Origin of the sequence: Kitasatospora sp. NPDC059571 (assembly GCF_042735675.1) — a bacterium.
Classification (GTDB): Bacteria; Actinomycetota; Actinomycetes; order Streptomycetales; family Streptomycetaceae; genus Kitasatospora.
On record NZ_JBHWBW010000039.1, the window covers coordinates 7,883 to 23,566 of the forward strand.

Annotated in this window: 10 protein-coding genes; 3 read left to right on the forward strand and 7 right to left on the reverse strand. The window is 73.3% G+C overall.

Annotated features, from left to right (window positions below; genetic code table 11):
* Nucleotides 1-100 precede the first annotated feature (100 nt).
* Nucleotides 101-3,634 (reverse strand): DNA polymerase III subunit alpha, encoded by a 3,534-nt coding sequence (dnaE, locus tag ACFV0G_RS07345; RefSeq protein ID WP_380543056.1) that lies wholly within the window; start codon nucleotides 3,632-3,634, stop codon nucleotides 101-103.
* Between the two features lie 250 nt (nucleotides 3,635-3,884).
* On the opposite strand from dnaE, the gene ACFV0G_RS07350 reads away from it, so the two are divergent.
* A complete protein-coding gene (locus ACFV0G_RS07350; RefSeq protein ID WP_380543059.1) occupies nucleotides 3,885-4,514 on the forward strand; it encodes a hypothetical protein in 630 nt (209 codons plus the stop codon).
* An 89-nt stretch (nucleotides 4,515-4,603) separates the two neighbouring features.
* A complete protein-coding gene (locus ACFV0G_RS07355; RefSeq protein ID WP_380543062.1) occupies nucleotides 4,604-5,938 on the forward strand; it encodes a DUF2252 domain-containing protein in 1,335 nt (444 codons plus the stop codon).
* A gap of 18 nt (nucleotides 5,939-5,956) precedes the next feature.
* Here the strand turns inward: ACFV0G_RS07355 and ACFV0G_RS07360 are convergent, their stop codons facing one another.
* From ACFV0G_RS07360 to ACFV0G_RS07370, 3 genes are read right to left on the reverse strand one after another with little or no spacing between them, the layout of a single operon-like run.
* A complete protein-coding gene (locus tag ACFV0G_RS07360) occupies nucleotides 5,957-6,373 on the reverse strand; it encodes a DUF3052 domain-containing protein (protein WP_380543065.1) in 417 nt (138 codons plus the stop codon).
* A 2-nt stretch (nucleotides 6,374-6,375) separates the two neighbouring features.
* Nucleotides 6,376-7,008 carry a dienelactone hydrolase family protein gene (locus ACFV0G_RS07365; RefSeq protein ID WP_380543068.1) on the reverse strand — a complete coding sequence of 211 codons (633 nt, stop codon included), beginning with the start codon at nucleotides 7,006-7,008 and terminating at the stop codon, nucleotides 6,376-6,378.
* A gap of 60 nt (nucleotides 7,009-7,068) precedes the next feature.
* Nucleotides 7,069-9,336 (reverse strand): M9 family metallopeptidase, encoded by a 2,268-nt coding sequence (locus ACFV0G_RS07370; RefSeq protein WP_380543071.1) that lies wholly within the window; start codon nucleotides 9,334-9,336, stop codon nucleotides 7,069-7,071.
* A gap of 280 nt (nucleotides 9,337-9,616) precedes the next feature.
* Between ACFV0G_RS07370 and ACFV0G_RS07375 the strand changes: the two genes are divergently transcribed.
* Nucleotides 9,617-11,281: an alkaline phosphatase D family protein gene (locus ACFV0G_RS07375; RefSeq protein ID WP_380543074.1), complete on the forward strand. Its 1,665-nt coding sequence runs from the start codon at nucleotides 9,617-9,619 to the stop codon at nucleotides 11,279-11,281.
* A gap of 132 nt (nucleotides 11,282-11,413) precedes the next feature.
* Here ACFV0G_RS07375 and ACFV0G_RS07380 read toward each other — a convergent pair whose 3' ends face one another.
* The 3 genes from ACFV0G_RS07380 to ACFV0G_RS07390 all read right to left on the reverse strand — a co-directional run.
* On the reverse strand, nucleotides 11,414-12,304 hold the full coding sequence (locus ACFV0G_RS07380) for an ABC transporter permease (protein ID WP_380543077.1): 891 nt from the start codon (nucleotides 12,302-12,304) through the stop codon (nucleotides 11,414-11,416).
* On the reverse strand, nucleotides 12,301-15,042 hold the full coding sequence (locus ACFV0G_RS07385) for an alpha/beta fold hydrolase (RefSeq protein ID WP_380543080.1): 2,742 nt from the start codon (nucleotides 15,040-15,042) through the stop codon (nucleotides 12,301-12,303). The genes ACFV0G_RS07380 and ACFV0G_RS07385 overlap by 4 nt, the downstream gene beginning before the upstream one ends.
* A gap of 85 nt (nucleotides 15,043-15,127) precedes the next feature.
* The coding region (locus ACFV0G_RS07390; RefSeq protein WP_380543083.1) for an O-methyltransferase at nucleotides 15,128-15,684 on the reverse strand (557 nt) is incomplete at its 5' end.

Below are 15,684 nucleotides of genomic sequence, written 5' to 3' on the forward strand. Positions count from 1 at the left end.
GGCCCCCACGCGGGTTGTGCTGGGGGGGGGCGCCCCCCCCGGGCGCCGCGGCGGGGGCCCCCGCGGCGCGGGGGCGGGGGGCCCCCCGCGGCGTTGCGGCTCAGACCGCCAGGCAGCTCGGGCCGAGCAGCTGCTTGAGGTCGCCGAACAGCGCCGGGTCGGACTTCACCCGGTGCCGGTCCAGGCGCAGCACGGTGGTCTTGTTGCGGCCCTCCAGCCGCAGCCGGACCTCGGTGGTGCCCTTGTGGTGGGTGAGCACCTCACCCAGCCGGGCGACCAGCGGCGGGGTGATCCGGCCGCTCGGGATGTTGATGACGATCGGTGCCTCGGCGTGCGCGTTGGAGAGGTCCGGGACGGACAGCTCCATGCCCATCAGCCGCGGCACGTCCTCCCGCTTGTCGAGCTTGCCGCGGACGAACACCACGGCGTCCTCGACCAGTTGGGAGGAGACCAACTGGTAGCTGGCGGGGAAGAACATGCAGTCGATGGAGCCGGCGAGGTCCTCGACGGTGGCGATCGCCCAGGCGTTGCCCTGCTTGGTCATCTTCCGCTGGAGGCCGGAGATGATGCCGCCGATCTGCAGGATCGAGCCGTCCGGGCGCTCGGCCAGGTCGGCGACGGCGCAGTCGGACTTGTCCGCGAGGACGTGCTCCAGGCCGTGCAGCGGGTGCGAGGAGACGTACAGGCCGAGCATCTCCCGCTCCTGGGTGAGCAGGAAGGCCTTGTCCCACTCGTCCTCGGAGAAGACCACGTCCAGGCCGAAGCTCGGCTCGTCGGAGACCGCGTCGCCGCCGAACAGGTCGAACTGGCCCTCGGCCTCCTTGCGCTTGACGCCGACCACGTTGTCGATCATCGGCTCGAACTGCGCGGTGAGGCCCTTGCGGGTGTGCCCGAGCGAGTCGAACGCGCCGGCCTTGATGAGGGATTCGACCGTCCGCTTGTTGCAGACCACCGACTCGACCTTGTCCAGGAAGTCCGGGAAGGAGGCGAACTTCCCCTTGGCCTTGCGGGTGCGGATCATCGACTCGACGACCGGCCCGCCGACGTTGCGGATGGCGGTGAGGCCGAAGCGGACGGTGTCGTTGCCGTGCGGGGTGAAGTCGGCGTCCGACTCGTTGACGTCCGGCGGCAGGACGCTGATGCCCATCTTGCGGGCCTCGTTGAGGTAGACCGCGGACTTGTCCTTGTCGTCCTTGACCGACGTGAGCAGGCCGGACATGTACTCGGCCGGGTAGTTGGCCTTGAGGTAGGCCGTCCAGTAGGAGACCAGCCCGTAGCCGGCGGTGTGCGCCTTGTTGAACGCGTAGCCGGAGAAGGGGACGAGGACGTCCCACACGGCCTGGATCGCGGCGTCGGAGTAGCCGTGCTCGCGGCAGCCCTTCTGGAAGGGGACGAACTCCGCCTCCAGGATCTCCTTCTTCTTCTTGCCCATCGCGCGGCGCAGCAGGTCGGCCTGGCCGAGCGAGTAGCCGGCGAGGATCTGCGCGGCCTTCTGGACCTGCTCCTGGTAGACGATCAGGCCGTAGGTGGGCTCGAGGATCTCCTTGAGCGGCTCCTCCAGCTCCGGGTGGATCGGGGTGATCTCCTGCTGGCCGTTCTTGCGCAGCGCGTAGTTGGTGTGCGAGTTGACGCCCATCGGGCCGGGGCGGTACAGCGCCAGGACGGCGGAGATGTCCTCGAAGTTGTCGGGCTTCATCAGGCGCAGCAGCGAGCGCATCGGGCCGCCGTCGAGCTGGAAGACGCCGAGGGTGTCGCCGCGGGCGAGGAGTTCGTAGGTGGGCTTGTCGTCGAGCGGCAGGTCGAGCAGGTTGATCGAGACGCCCTTGTTCTTCTCGATCGCCTTGACCGCGTCGTCCATGATCGTCAGGTTGCGCAGGCCGAGGAAGTCCATCTTGAGAAGGCCGAGGCCCTCGCAGGTGGGGTAGTCGAACTGCGTGATGGTGACGCCGTCGGTGTGCCGGGTCCAGACCGGGATGTGGTCGGTGAGCGGCTCGGCGGACATGATGACGCCGGCGGCGTGCACGCCGGGCTGGCGGATCAGGCCCTCGATGCCGCGGGCGGTGTCGATGACCTTGCGGACGTCCGGGTCGTTCTCGTACAGGCCGCGGATCTCGCCGGCCTCGCCGTAGCGGGGGTGCGAGGAGTCGGTGATGCCGGAGAGCGGGATGCCCTTGCCCATGACGTCCGGCGGCATCGCCTTGGTGATCCGGTCGCCCATCGCGTACGGGTAGCCCAGGACCCGGGAGGAGTCCTTGATGGCGGCCTTCGCCTTGATGGTGCCGTACGTGACGATCATGGCGACCTTGTCGGAGCCCCACTTCTCCGTCACGTAGCGGATCACGTCGCCGCGCCGGCGCTCGTCGAAGTCGATGTCGACGTCGGGCATGGAGATGCGCTCGGGGTTCAGGAAGCGCTCGAAGATCAGGCCGTGCGGGATCGGGTCGAGGTCGGTGATGCCCATCGCGTAGGCGACCAGCGAGCCGGCCGCGGAGCCTCGGCCGGGGCCCACCGCGATGCCCTGGCTCTTGGCCCACATGATGAAGTCGGCGACCACGAGGAAGTACGCCGGGAACCCCATCTGGATGATGGTGTCCATCTCGTACTCGGCGAGCTTCTTGTGCTCCTCGTCGTAGCCGCCCGGGAAGCGCCAGTCCATCCCCTCCCAGACCTTGGACTTGAAGAAGTCCGCCTCGGACTCGAAGCCCTCCGGGATCGGGAAGCGCGGCATCAGGTTCTTGAACTCGAACATGCCGGCGGTGTCGACCCGGGAGGCGACCAGCAGCTGGCTGTTGCGGCAGCCCTCCTGCCAGGCGTCGGAGGTGTCGAGGCCGTACATCTCGGCGGCCGACTTGATGTAGTAGCCGGTGCCGTCGAACCGGAAGCGGTCCGGGTCGGAGAGGTTCTTGCCGGTCTGCACGCAGAGCAGCAGGTCGTGCGCGCCGGCGTCGGACTCGGTGGTGTAGTGCGAGTCGTTGGTGACCACCGGCGGGATGTTGAGCTTCTTGGAGATCTCCAGCAGCCCGTCGCGGACCCGCCGCTCGATGTCGAGCCCGTGGTCCATCAGCTCCAGGAAGTAGTTCTCCTTGCCGAAGATGTCCTGGTAGTCGGCGGCGGACCGCACCGCCTCGTCGAACTGGCCGAGGCGCAGCCGGGTCTGCACCTCGCCGGAGGGGCAGCCGGTGGTGGCCATCAGGCCGGCCGCGTGCTCGGCGATGATCTCCTTGTCCATCCGGGGCCACTTCACCAGCCAGCCCTCGGCGTAGGAGCGCGAGGTCAGCTTGAAGAGGTTGTGCAGGCCCTCCTTGTTCCGGGCCCAGATGGTCTTGTGGGTGTAGGCGCCGGACGCCGAGACGTCGTCCTTCTTCTGGTGCGGCTGGCCCCACAGGATGCGCTTGGTGTTGGAGCGGGACTCCGGGGCGACGTACGCCTCGATGCCGATCACCGGGGTGATGCCGGCGGCGGTGGCCTGCTTGTGGAACTCCGCGGCGCCGTACATGTTGCCGTGGTCGGTCATCGCCACATGGGTCTGCCCGAGCCGTTCGACCTCCTTGAAGAGCTGCTTCAGCCGGGCGGCGCCGTCCAGCATCGAGTACTCGGTGTGGACGTGCAGGTGCGCGTACGGCTGGTCGCTCAAGGCGGGGCCTCCGGGGTCCGGGTTCGGGCTGAAACACGTAAGGCCCGAGCCACCACCAGGGCTCGGACCACGGCTTCCGGGTTCGCGGGACCGATTCTAGTCCCCCGTCGCTCCCGTCCCGGAACGCACCGCGGATGCGCTCCGGTCCCTCACATTCGCCCGCCCGGCGACCGCGGAGGGCGACCCGGGGTTCCCGGCCGGTCGGGGGCGCCGCTAGCCTCTGGCCATCACGAACGAGGAAGGGGTCCCCATGGCGTACGGCCCGGTGGCGTACGGTCCGGTGGTGCGCGAGCGCCGGCGGGGCGGCGGACTGGTCGCGATCGGCGTCCTGCTGCTGGTGCAGCTGGTCTCCGAGCTCTGCGTGCTCGGTTACGACGTCGCCCGGAAGGGCCCGGTGTACCTGCTGGACGCCCTCGGGCTGACCTACGAGGACTACGTCGACGCACCGGTGGGCTTCTTCGGCTACGACACGGCGCTGTGCGTCGCGCTGGTGGCGCTGGCGATCGGCGCGTTCAGCGGGGGCCGCTGGGTGCGCCCGGCCGCCGTGCCGCTGCTCGGGGTGGGCGCCTTCCAGGCGGCGGCGCAGCTGGGCAACCAGCTGTTCACCGCGGAGGGCCGGCACGGCTTCGCGGCGCCGGTCGGGCACCTGCTGCTCAACCTGACCCTGTTCCTGACCGTCGGCATCGCGATCGCGGTCGCGGCGATCGTCGCGGCCACCCGGCCGGCGGCCCCCGCCCCGGCGCCCGCGCCGCCCGGCCTGCCGTACCCGCCCTACGTGCCGCAGCAGCGCCAGGGGCACCCGCCGATACCCCCGACCACCCAGGGACCGCACACCCCGCCCAACCCGCCGCCGACCCCGCCCGAGCCGCCGAAGGCCTGAGCAGGCCCCCGCCGGGCGAACCGCCGCGGCCCGGCCCGGCGTCCCACCCGTCGGACCGCACCGCCGTACGCACCCCCCTGAGGACCGCCATGCCCGACCAGCGCACCACCGACCCCGAGCCGCAGCGCGCCGAGACCGTCCTGCGCGTCTTCGACACCGCCTTCGGCGAGCTGCTGGCGCAGGACCCGGCGGCGTTCCGGGTGAAGTTCCGCAAGATGGCGGCGTCCGCCTTCGCGTTCTACCGGGGCACCGCGGCACTCTTCTACGCCGACCTCGCGGGCGGGCCGTTCGCCTCGTACGGTGCGCCCTTCCTGGACGGGCGCACCGGCCGGGTCTGGATCCACGGGGACCTGCACGCGGAGAACTTCGGCACCTACCTCGACGCCGAGGGCCGACTGGTCTTCAACGTCAACGACTTCGACGAGGCCTTCGTCGGTGCCTTCACCTGGGACGTCCAGCGACTCGCCGCCAGCCTCGCCCTGATCGGCTACGCCAAGGCGCTGTCCGACGACACCATCTCCGACCTGGTGCGCACCTTCGCCGCCGCCTACCGGGGCCAGATCGCCGCCCTGGTCGGCTCCGGCGACGCCGCCCGCTACACCCTGGAGACCGCGGACGGGCCGATCCTCGACACGCTGCGCCGGGCCCGGCTGCAGACCCGGGTCGCGCTGCTGGAGCAGGAGACCGTCATCGACGGCTGGGAGCGGCGCTTCCGGATCGGCGGCGGCGCCTTCGAGCTGGACGCGGAGACCCGGGCCGAGGTGCTCGCGGCCTTCATCCGCTACCTGGACACCCTGCCGCCGGCCTCCCGGACCCGCCCCGACGCGCTGCGGGTCAAGGACGTGGTCGGCCGCCGCGGCATCGGGATCGGCAGCGCCGGGCTGCCCTCGTACAACCTGCTGCTGGAGGGCACCACCGACGCCCTCGAGAACGACGTGATCATCTACATGAAGCAGGGCCAGTCCCCGGCGGTCGCCCGGCACGTCACCGACCCCGCGATCCGCGGCTACTTCGAGCACGAGGGCCACCGCACGGTGATCTCGCAGCGGGCCCTGCAGGCGCACAGCGACCCGTGGCTCGGCCACACCGTGCTGCACGGCCGCGGCCAGCTGGTCGCCGAGGTCTCCCCGTACGCCGCCGACCTGGACTGGACGGACGTCAACGAGCCGGCCGACCTGCTGGCCGTGACCGCCTACCTGGGCCGGGCCACCGCGGTGATGCACTCCGCCGCCGCGGAGTCCACCAGCGGCCACAGCCTGGTGCCGTTCTCCACCGAGCACGCCATCGACGCGGCGGTCTCGGCGGACGAGGAGGGTTTCACCGCGATGCTGGTCGACTTCGCCCACGCGTACGGCGACCGGGCCCGCCGGGACCACCAGATCTTCGTCGACCTGTTCCGCAACGGGCGCATCCCCGGCTTGTGAGCCGCCGGGCCGCCCCGGTCAGCGGGGGCGGAGCTCCCGGCGGACGACCAGCCGCAGGCCCGAGTACACCGCGTCGACCGCGCAGACCTTGTTGTCGACCAGGCCGGTGGGCAGCGCGACCTCCCGGAGCACGTCCTCGGTGAGGTCGGTGGGGATGCGGGAGGCCTTCTTCGGCCAGGCGATCCAGAGGCCGGCGGCGGGGCGCATCGCGGCCCGCAGCTCGGCGAGCCGCCCGGTCAGCTCGGCCCGGTCGGCGGGGAACCAGAGGGCCACGTCGAAGGGGACCGCCGGGTCCGGGGCGCCCTGCCGGGTCAGGCCGGCCGGCAGGTCGGGCACCGCGAAGGCGGGCGGCGCCCCGTCGATCAGCAGCACGTGGCCCGGCGCGATGCCGAGCTTGCGCGCCAGCGGGGTGCCCGAGTAGCCGGCGGCCGGCACCGTCAGGCGTCCAGCTCGTCGAGGAAGGCGAGGGCGGTCGTCCAGGTCCGCTCGGCGGCCTCGGCGTCGTGGTCGGGCAGCTCGGGGTCGGTGTACAGGTGGCCGGCGCCGCGGTAGCGGTGCACCTCGACGTCGGCGCCGGCCTTGGTCATCCGCAGGTACCAGGCGTTCAGCCAGTCCTCCGGCTCGAAGGCGTCCGGCTCGGCGACGTGCAGCTGCACGGCAACCGAGGTGGCCGCGTCGTCGCGGATGTCGGAGGTGCCGTGCAGCAGCAGCAGGCCGGCCGCCCGCTCGTCGGCGAGGGCGAGGTTCTGGGCGAGCGCGGCGCCGAGCGAGAAGCCCGCGTAGACCAGGCCCGGCCCGTCCGCCGTGATCAGCGGCGCGGCCGCCGAGACCGCGCGGCGCAGCAGCTCGTCGGTGGTGAGCTCGTCCTTGTACGCCATGCCCTCCTCGACGGTCTCGAAGGTGCGGCCGTCGTACAGGTCGGGGGTGTGCACCTGGTGGCCCGCTGCGCGCAGCCGGTCGGCGGCGGCGTGCACGGCGGGGCGCAGGCCGTAGGCGGAGTGGAAGAGGACGATCTGGGCCACCGGGGTTTCCTTCGCTTCGTGGGCGTTGCCCGGTCCATGATGGCGCATCGCACGGCGCGGGGCCCGGCTCCGGGTGGGGAGCCGGGCCCGTGGTGCGGGGCGGGCCGGTCAGAAGGAGGTGCTGACGGCGGCGCCGGTGAAGCCCTGGGCCGCGTAGAGGCTGACGTAGTTCCAGCCGGCGTGCGGGTTGGCGACGGTGAGGCTCTCGGTGTTCCCGGCGGCGGCGGAGCGGGCGGTGTACGAGGTGGTGGTGGCCCAGCCGGTGCCGCTGTAGTACAGGTCGGCGTTGCCGGTGCCGCCGCTGCTGGTGACGGTCAGCCGGGCGGTGCCGGCCGGCACCCACAGGTACAGGTAGGCGTAGTTGCCGGTGGTGGCGGCGAGGTTGCTGCGGCGGCAGGCGTTGTCGAGGCGGCGGGTGTCCTGCGCGGTGCACTCGTCGGGCGCCGGCAGGCTGCCGCAGTCGCCGGTGCTGCAGGCGGTGAGCCAGTTCGCGAAGTCGGCGTCGTAGCGGGTGCCGACGGTGCCGGTGAGGTAGCTGCGGGCGCCGTTCCAGTCGCCGGTGCGGTACTTGGCGAGCACGGCGTCCATGTCGCTGCGGTGCGACTGGAGCATGTACCGCACCGCCAGGTAGCCCCAGTTGTAGATCCGGGTCTGGTCGGCGTTGTCGTAGGTGGTGTCGAAGAGCGTGCTCAGCGCGTAGGTGTGCCTGCCGGCCTGGGTGCGGGCGTCGGTGTAGTCGGCGCCGCGGTAGGAGTAGGAGACGTACTCGGCGAAGCCCTCGACCCACCAGACGGTCGGGGTGCTCTGGCCGGCGGCGAAGTCGCCGTACATGTCGAACCGGCCGTCGAGGTAGTGGGTGTACTCGTGGTTGAGGTTCCAGATCTGGAAGGCCGGACGCAGCCACTCGGCCTCGTAGGCGACGAAGCGGGGCTGGTTGCCGGCCGCGGACGGGTCGCCCTCCAGGTAGATGCCGCCGTTGTTGGTGTCGATGCCGTAGGCGACGCCGGCGTAGGTCTGGTAGTCGGCGCTGGAGTGGAAGACGACGACCTCGATGGTGGTGTTGCGGTCGCCGGCGACCGGTCCGCCGTCGCGGACGATGCCGTGCACGTAGGCGTCCTGGCCGGTGAGGCTGGTGCAGGTGGCGGCGAGCTGGTCGGCGGTCATCTGCTGGGCGAGGATCCGGATGCTCGGCGAGCAGGTCGAGGTGGTGGTGAGGACGGTGGAGCGGACCTTGCCGGGGAGGTCGCAGGTGCCGTAGTCGGCGCACCGGGCGGCGTCGTACTGGTCGGCCATCTCGGCCAGGCCCATCCAGAGCTGGGCGGTGCGGCCGGTCATCGCGCTGCGTCCGAGCAGGTTCTGGACGAGCGGGCGGACGGCCGGCTGGAGGTCGGGGTACTGGAGGAAGCGGGCGAGTTCGCGGCCGGCGTTGGAGGTGAGGTAGCCCTGGTCGCCGCCGAGCAGTCCGTCGTTGTTGACGGCGAAGGCGGAGAGGGTGTCGAGGACGGAGTGGTCGGCCCGGACGGCGGCGACGAAGTCGGGTGACTGGTGGCCGCGCCAGAGCACGGTGTAGGTGTTGTTGACCGCGGTGACCATCCACCAGGAGGCGTTGTAGGCGCTGGTGTAGCCGGACAGCAGCCGCTGGACGACGCCGAGGTAGCGGGCGTTCTCACCGGCGCTGTCGATCAGGGTGACGGCCTCGGCGAGGGTCTGGCCGTTGGCGTCGGTGACGTCGCGCGAGTGCGGGGCGGCGAAGAAGCCGTCGAGGGCGGCGCGGATCGCGCTCTGCAGGGCGGCGCCGTAGGGGCCGGTGTCGGCCGAGTGGTACCACTGCACGTAGTAGCCGGCCCGCAGGTAGAGCACCAGTTGGGCGGCGGAGGTGCTGTCGTCGCCGGGGTAGGTGGCGGCGGTGTCGCGCAGCGCGTTGGCGACGGTGGTCATCTGCGCCTCGCGGAAGGCGCCGTACGCGTCGGTGCCGGTGAGGGCGAAGAGCGTGTTGACGCAGTCGGTGCCGACCGCCTTGATCTGCTGGACGAGGGCGCTGCCGGTGCGGCCGGTGAAGTCGCCGGGGGTGCAGGTCGCGGCGGCCGCGCGGGCGGTCGCGGTGCGGGCGGCGACGGGCCGGGCCGGGTGGACGGGGGTGTGCGGGGCGCGCACCGAGGGGTCCGAGGTGCCGGCGCGGACCGGGAGTTCGGCGCCGGTGGCCGGCTGGGGGGCGGTGGCGGCCGCCGTCCGCGGGGCGGTGGGACGCGGGGCGGCGGGGCCGGTCGCGGCGGCCGCGCGGCCGTGCGCCGAGAACAATGAGAGGGCGAGGCAGCAGGCGACGGCGAGGGTGAGCCATCGCGTCAGGTGGCGGGTGGATATCCGGACGTAGTGCACGTGGGGGCCTCCGGGCCGGTGGTCCGCCGCGTGGGGGCGGCGGGTGGGGGACGCGGGCAGGGCTGTGCCGCAGGGGTTGCGGCGCCCCGCCCTCGGAAGGTGTGACATGTACAATTGCACACGTCACATGGCGACGGAACCCCTTGCGCAGCGTCAGATCCGAAGCCCCGCAACCGATTTGGGGCGAACCCGCAGGCCGAGCGGTCGGAGCGGTGAAGAGCGGGCGAACAGTCGTCCCAAAGTATGGACATCTGATTACCCGCCAGTAATCTCTGAGGACGTGACAGAGCCCACCGACTCCGTGTCCCCCGCCGCTCCCCGGCCGCGCCGCCGCCGGGTGCTGAAGGCCGCCGCCCTGACCGCAGGAGCGGCCGTCCTCCCCTTCGCCGCGGGCAGTGCGCCGGCCACCGCCGCCACCGCCCCGCAGTTCCTGCACGGCATCGCCTCCGGCGACCCGCTGCCCGACGGCCTCGTCCTGTGGACGAGAGTCACGCCCACCCCCGACGCCGTCCCCGGCTCCGGGGCCGGGCCCGACACCGAGGTGGTCTGGCAGCTCTCCGCCGACAAGGCGTTCACCGCGATCCGGGCCACCGGCACGGTCACCAGCAGCGCCGCCTCCGACCACACCGTCAAGGTCGACGTCCGCGGCCTCGACGCCGACACCGTGTACTGGTACCGCTTCACCGCGGGCGGCGCCGCCTCCCCCGTCGGCCGCACCCGCACCGCCCCGCGGGCCGACGCCGCCCTCGACCGGCTGCGGCTCGGCGTCGCCTCCTGCGCCAACTGGGAGGCCGGCTACTTCTCCGCGTACCGGCACCTGGCCGCCCGCGGCGATCTCGACGTCTTCCTCTTCCTCGGCGACTACATCTACGAGTACAAGAGCGGCGAGTTCTGCGCCGCCGGCACCGTGGTGCGGCCGCACGAGCCGGCCCACGAGATCATCTCGCTGGCCGACTACCGCACCCGGCACGGGAAGTACAAGACCGACCCCGACCTCCAGGGGCTGCACGCGCAGATCCCCACGGTCGCCATCTGGGACGACCACGAGTTCGCCAACGACGCCTGGTCGGGCGGCGCCGAGAACCACACCCCGGCCACCGAGGGCGACTGGTCGGCCCGGATGGCCGCCGCCAAGCAGGCCTACTTCGAGTGGATGCCCGTCCGCCCGTCCGTCGCCGGCACCACCTACCGCCGGCTGCGCTACGGCAAGCTGGCCGACCTGCACCTGCTGGACCTGCGCTCGTTCCGCTCCCAGCAGGCCAAGGTCGGCAGCGGCGACATCGACTCCGCCGACCGCACCATCACCGGCCGCGCCCAGCTCGACTGGCTGAAGTCCGGCCTCTCCGCCTCCGACACCACCTGGCGGCTGATCGGCAACGAGGTCATGATCTCGCCGGTCGCTTTCTTCTCGCTGCCCGACTTCCTGCTGCGCCCGCTCGCCAAGATGCTCGGCCTGCCCGGCGAGGGCCTGGCCGTCAACCCCGACCAGTGGGACGGCTACACCCACGACCGGCGCGAGCTGCTCGGCCACCTCAAGGACCACGGCATCGGCAACACGGTGTTCCTGACCGGCGACATCCACTCCGCGTGGGCCGCCGACGTCCCGTACGAGGCCGCCACCTACCCGGCCTCGGGCAGCGTCGCCACCGAGTTCGTGGTCACCTCGGTCAGCTCCGACAACGTGGACGACTTCCTGCACGTCGCCCCGCAGACGCTCTCCCTGGTGGGGGTCGCCGCGATCGAGGCCGCCAACCGCCACATCAAGTGGGTCGACCTCGACTCGCACGGCTACGGCGTCCTCGACATCACCCCGCAGGCCGTGCAGATGGACTACTACGTCCTCTCCGACCGCACCCGCAAGGACGCCACCACCAAGTGGACCCGCTCCTACCGCACCCGCACCGGCACCCAGCAGATCGAGCGCGTCTGGTCGCCCGTGAAGTGACCGCCCGCTGAGGGGCCGCCGAACGGCCGCCCCCGGGCCCGTCCGTACCGCCGCGCCGGCGGCCGCGCGGGCGGCCCGGGGACGGCGACCGGTCGGACCCGGGGCGCCCGGCGGATCCCGTCCGCGCGGCCGTCAGGACACGATGTCCTTGCGGGCGAAGCCCCGGAAGGCGAGCGCCAGCAGCACCGCGGAGTACGACAGGGAGAGCGAGACGCCCTGGATCATGCCGCCCCACTCCAGCTGCGGCTGGAGGGCGTCCGCCCAGGCGTACTGCCAGTGTGCGGGCAGCCATTCGCGCAGCCCGCCGAGGGCGGTGATCGAGTCGAGCACGCTGGTGATGATGGCGAGGAACACCGCGCCGCCGACCGCGCCGAGCGGCGCGTCGGTGACCGTGGAGAGCCAGAACGCCAGGGCGCCGATGACGAGTTCGCCCAGGATCACGAAGCCGACGGCGATCCCCAGCCGGGGCAGCGCCTCGGCCGCGGGCAGGCTCGCCCCGGTGGGCAGCTTCAGGTCGCCCCAGCCGTACGCGGCGGTGCCCACGGCGAGCCCCACCAGCGGCAGCAGCAGCACCGCGGCCGCGGAGAACGCGACGCCGACGGTGAACTTGCGGGCCAGCAGCCGGGCCCGCGGCACCGGCGCGGCCAGCAGGTAGCGCAGCGAGGACCAGCTCGCCTCGGAGGCGACCGTGTCGCCGCAGAACAGCGCCACCGGGATCACCAGCAGGAAGCCGGTGCCCATGAAGAGCGTGGTGGCGGCGAAGTTGGGCCCGGACGCGGTGGCGAGGTCGATGAAGGTGGTGCGGTCGGGCCGCCCCGGCGTGCCGCCGATCTTGAACGCCACCAGCACGATGAACGGCAGCAGGGCGAGCACGCCGGCCACCACCATGGTGCGGCGCCGCCGCAGCTGCCGGACTGCCTCGACCCGCAGCGGCAGGGTGCGGCGGGCCCGGTAGCCGGGCGCCGCGGTGGCGTCCGCGGCCGGGCCTGCCGGGGCGGTGCCGCTCGGCGCGGTGCTGCTCATGCCGGGCCTCCGATCAGGGAGAGGAACGCGTCCTCCAGGCGTCGGTGCGGCCCGACCCCGGCGACCGGGACGTCGAGCCGGACGAGTTCGGCGACGACCGCGGAGGCGCCGGCGCCGTCCAGCCGGACGAGCAGCCCGCCCTCGGTGGCGGTCGCCGAGGCCACGCCGTCGAGCGCGGCGGCCTTCTCCGCCGCGGCCGCGAGCTCGGCCGGCCCGTACCCGTCGCCGGTGGTGACCAGCAGCTCCTCGCCGGCGCCGACGATCTCGGCGACGGCGCCCGCGGTGACCAGCCGGCCGCGGTCCATGACGACCAGGTGGGTGCAGGTCTGCTCCACCTCGGACAGCAGGTGGCTGGAGACGATGACGGTGCGTCCGGCGGCCGCGTAGCGGATCATCACCTCGCGCATCTCGCGGATCTGCGGCGGGTCGAGGCCGTTGGTGGGCTCGTCGAGGATCAGCAGGTCGGGCAGCCCGAGCATGGCCTGGGCGATCGCCAGGCGCTGCCGCATGCCCTGGGAGTAGGTGCGCACCGCCCGGTCGAGGGCCTCGCCGAGGTCGGCGATGGCGAGCGCCTCCGCCAGGTGGGCGTCCTCCTCGGGCCGGCCGGTGGCCTGCCAGTACAGCCGCAGGTTGGCCCGCCCGGTGAGGTGCGGGAGGAAGCCGGCGCCCTCGACGAACGCGCCGACCCGGGAGAGCACCGGCGACCCGGGCCGCACCGGCTCGCCGAACACCCTGATCTCGCCGGCGTCCGGCCGGATCAGGCCCATCAGCATCCGCAGCGTGGTGGTCTTGCCCGCGCCGTTGGGGCCGAGCAGGCCGAGCACCTGGCCCTGTTCGACGCGGAACGACAGGTCCCGGACGGCGTACCGGTCGGCGGCGCCCTGGTAGCGCTTGCTGAGGCCGGTGATCTCCAGCGGCACGAGCGCCGGACCGCCGCCCGCGGGTGCCTTCGGGCGCCGGCGGCGGCCGAGGAGCAGCAGGGCGGCCGCCGCGGCGGCAGCGACCAGCGGCAGCACCCAGACCCGGGCGGGCAGCGGTGCGGCCTCGGTGTGCAGCGCGGTGTCGGTGGGCAGGGCGAGCGGCCCGGCGACCGCGATCCGGTAGGTGGCGGGCTGGGCCGGCGAGGCGTAGGCGAGGTCGGTGGAGGCGAGGACGAGGCGCAGCCGGTGGCCGGCCGGGAAGGTGTGGTCGACGGTGGGCAGCGCGACCGTGACGGTGCGTCCGGCGGGCGCGTCGGCGCCGGTCACCCGCAGCGGGGCGACGAGCTGCTGCGGGAGGGTCTGCCGGCCGTCCGGGCCGACGTCGTACAGCTTGGCGAACAGCACCGCGTCGGGGCGGTCGGCGTGCACGGTGACGGGGACGGTGGGGCGCCCGGTGAGGTCGACCGGGGCGGTCAGCGGCGCCGAGTCGAAGCCCGCGTACTGGCCGGGGAAGTCGAGCGAGAGGCCGGCCCCGAGCGCGGAGGCCTGGGAGAGCGCGCCGATGCCGGGCAGGCCGGAGATGTTCGGCGGGGCGCCGCCGGGCGGGTTGGCGACGGCCTGCTCGCCGCCGCCGAGGGCGACGCTGCGGGTGGCGGTGCCGCCGAGGCCGGGGTAGGCGGGCGCGTCGGCGCCGCGCAGCACCGCCTGGAACCCGGTGGAGTCGACGCCGCCGGTGCGGGTGACCCGGAAGGCCGGCCCGGTGTCGGCGGGCTTGCCGGCGAGGTAGTGGTCGAACCAGGCGGTGACCCGGGCGTCGGTGCGCTCGCTGCCCTCGGTGCCGCCGTCGTGGCCGCCGGCGAACCAGTCGACGGCGACCGGCGCGCCGTTGGCGGCCACGGCCCTCGCGATGGCGTCGCCCTGGTCGAGCGGGAACAGCGAGTCCTGCTGTCCCTGGACGACCAGGGTGGGCACCTTGATCCGGTCGGCGACCGAGGACGGGCTGGACTTCTCCAGCATCGCGACGGCGTCCGCGTCGGGGTGCCCGGCCGCGGCCACGCGGTTGTACATGGTGCACAGCTCGTCCAGGAACCGGCCGCAGCCGACCGGGCCCTGCGCGGCGGGGGCGCCCGGGCGGGCGGTCAGGTCGCCGGCCGAGCCGGTGGTGAAGAAGATCCCGGCCCAGAGCTTCTTGAAGACGCCGTCCGCGGCGGTGGAGCCCTGGGCGTTCTGCGGGAAGAGTGCGTCCGCGAGGTTCCACCAGGTGATGCCGGAGGCGACCGCGTCGATCCGCGGGTCGTACGCGGCGCCGAGCAGCGCCGCGCCGCCGCCGTACGAGGCACCGGTGATGCCGACCCGCGGGTCACCGGGGGCGTCGAGCCGGACCTCGGGGCGCTTCGCCAGCCAGTCGACGAGGTGGCGGACGTCCTGGATCTCGCGGTCGGGGGCGTCCAGGCCGATCCGGCCGGTGGACTTCCCGAAGCCGCGGGCGGACCAGGTGAGCACGGCGTAGCCGGAGCGGGCGAGCTGCCGGGCGCGGTCGCGCTCGCCGTCCTTCGAGCCGCCGAAGCCGTGCGCCAGCAGGATCGCCGGCCGGGGCGAGGTGCCCGTGGTGAAGAAGGAGGTGTCGATCCGCACGGTCGCGGTGCTGCCCGGCGTCTCGGGCATGGTCAGGACGTTGTCCTCCTGGCGGACCGCGGCTCCGGACGCGCCGGTGGCGGTACCGACCGCCCCCACGACGACCAGCACCGCCACCACCAGCAACGCCACCAGCGCGCGCCGCTCTCTCAGCCGGCTGCGCCAGGCCCCACCGAACCCCATGGACACCGACCCTAACGGCGATCCGGGTAGGGATGCCGTAAAGGCGGTTCGGCCACGGACGCGTCGGGTCCGCCGGGCGGTCCGCTCAGCCGGTGCGGACGGCCATCAGCAGCCCGCTGGACCAGGCCAGCCGGACGGTCCGCAGGTCCGGGCGGGAGGTCAGCGCGGTGATCAGCGCCTGGACGGACCCCCGGTGCCCGGCCGGCCAGCCGGGCTGCGGCAGCAGGTCGTCGACCAGGTACGTGCCGCCGGGGGCGACCAGCTCCAGGGCCCGCTCCAGGTGGGTGAACTTGCCCGGCCAGGTGTCCGCGAAGACCAGGTCGAACGGCGGTCCGTCGTACTCCTCCAGCCAGGCGCCGCCGTCCGCGGTGACGAACTCCGCCCGGGCGTCGGCGGCCAGTTCGGCGCGGGCGAGCGCCTGGACGGAGGCGTCGAGCTCCACGCTCACCAGCCGCGCGTCGGCGTCCATGCCGCTGAGCAGCCAGGCCGCGCCCTCGCCCGCACCGGTGCCGAGTTCGAGGATCCGCCCGCCGGGCCGGGCCGCGGCGAGCACGGCGAGCAGGCCGCCCGTCCGGTCGTCGCAGGACAGGGTGAAGCCGTGGGGGGGGGGGGGCCCGCCCCCCCGGGGGGGCCCCCCCCCCC

What these genes read in the sequence shown, in the direction of transcription:
- ACFV0G_RS07350 (WP_380543059.1), top strand. Translation starts at nt 3,885, where the DNA reads ATGGCGTACGGCCCGGTGGCGTACGGTCCGGTGGTGCGCGAGCGCCGG.
- ACFV0G_RS07355 (WP_380543062.1), top strand. Translation starts at nt 4,604, where the DNA reads ATGCCCGACCAGCGCACCACCGACCCCGAGCCGCAGCGCGCCGAGACC.
- ACFV0G_RS07365 (WP_380543068.1), bottom strand. Translation starts at nt 7,008, where the DNA reads ATGCGCCATCATGGACCGGGCAACGCCCACGAAGCGAAGGAAACCCCG.
- ACFV0G_RS07380 (WP_380543077.1), bottom strand. Translation starts at nt 12,304, where the DNA reads ATGAGCAGCACCGCGCCGAGCGGCACCGCCCCGGCAGGCCCGGCCGCG.
- ACFV0G_RS07385 (WP_380543080.1), bottom strand. Translation starts at nt 15,042, where the DNA reads ATGGGGTTCGGTGGGGCCTGGCGCAGCCGGCTGAGAGAGCGGCGCGCG.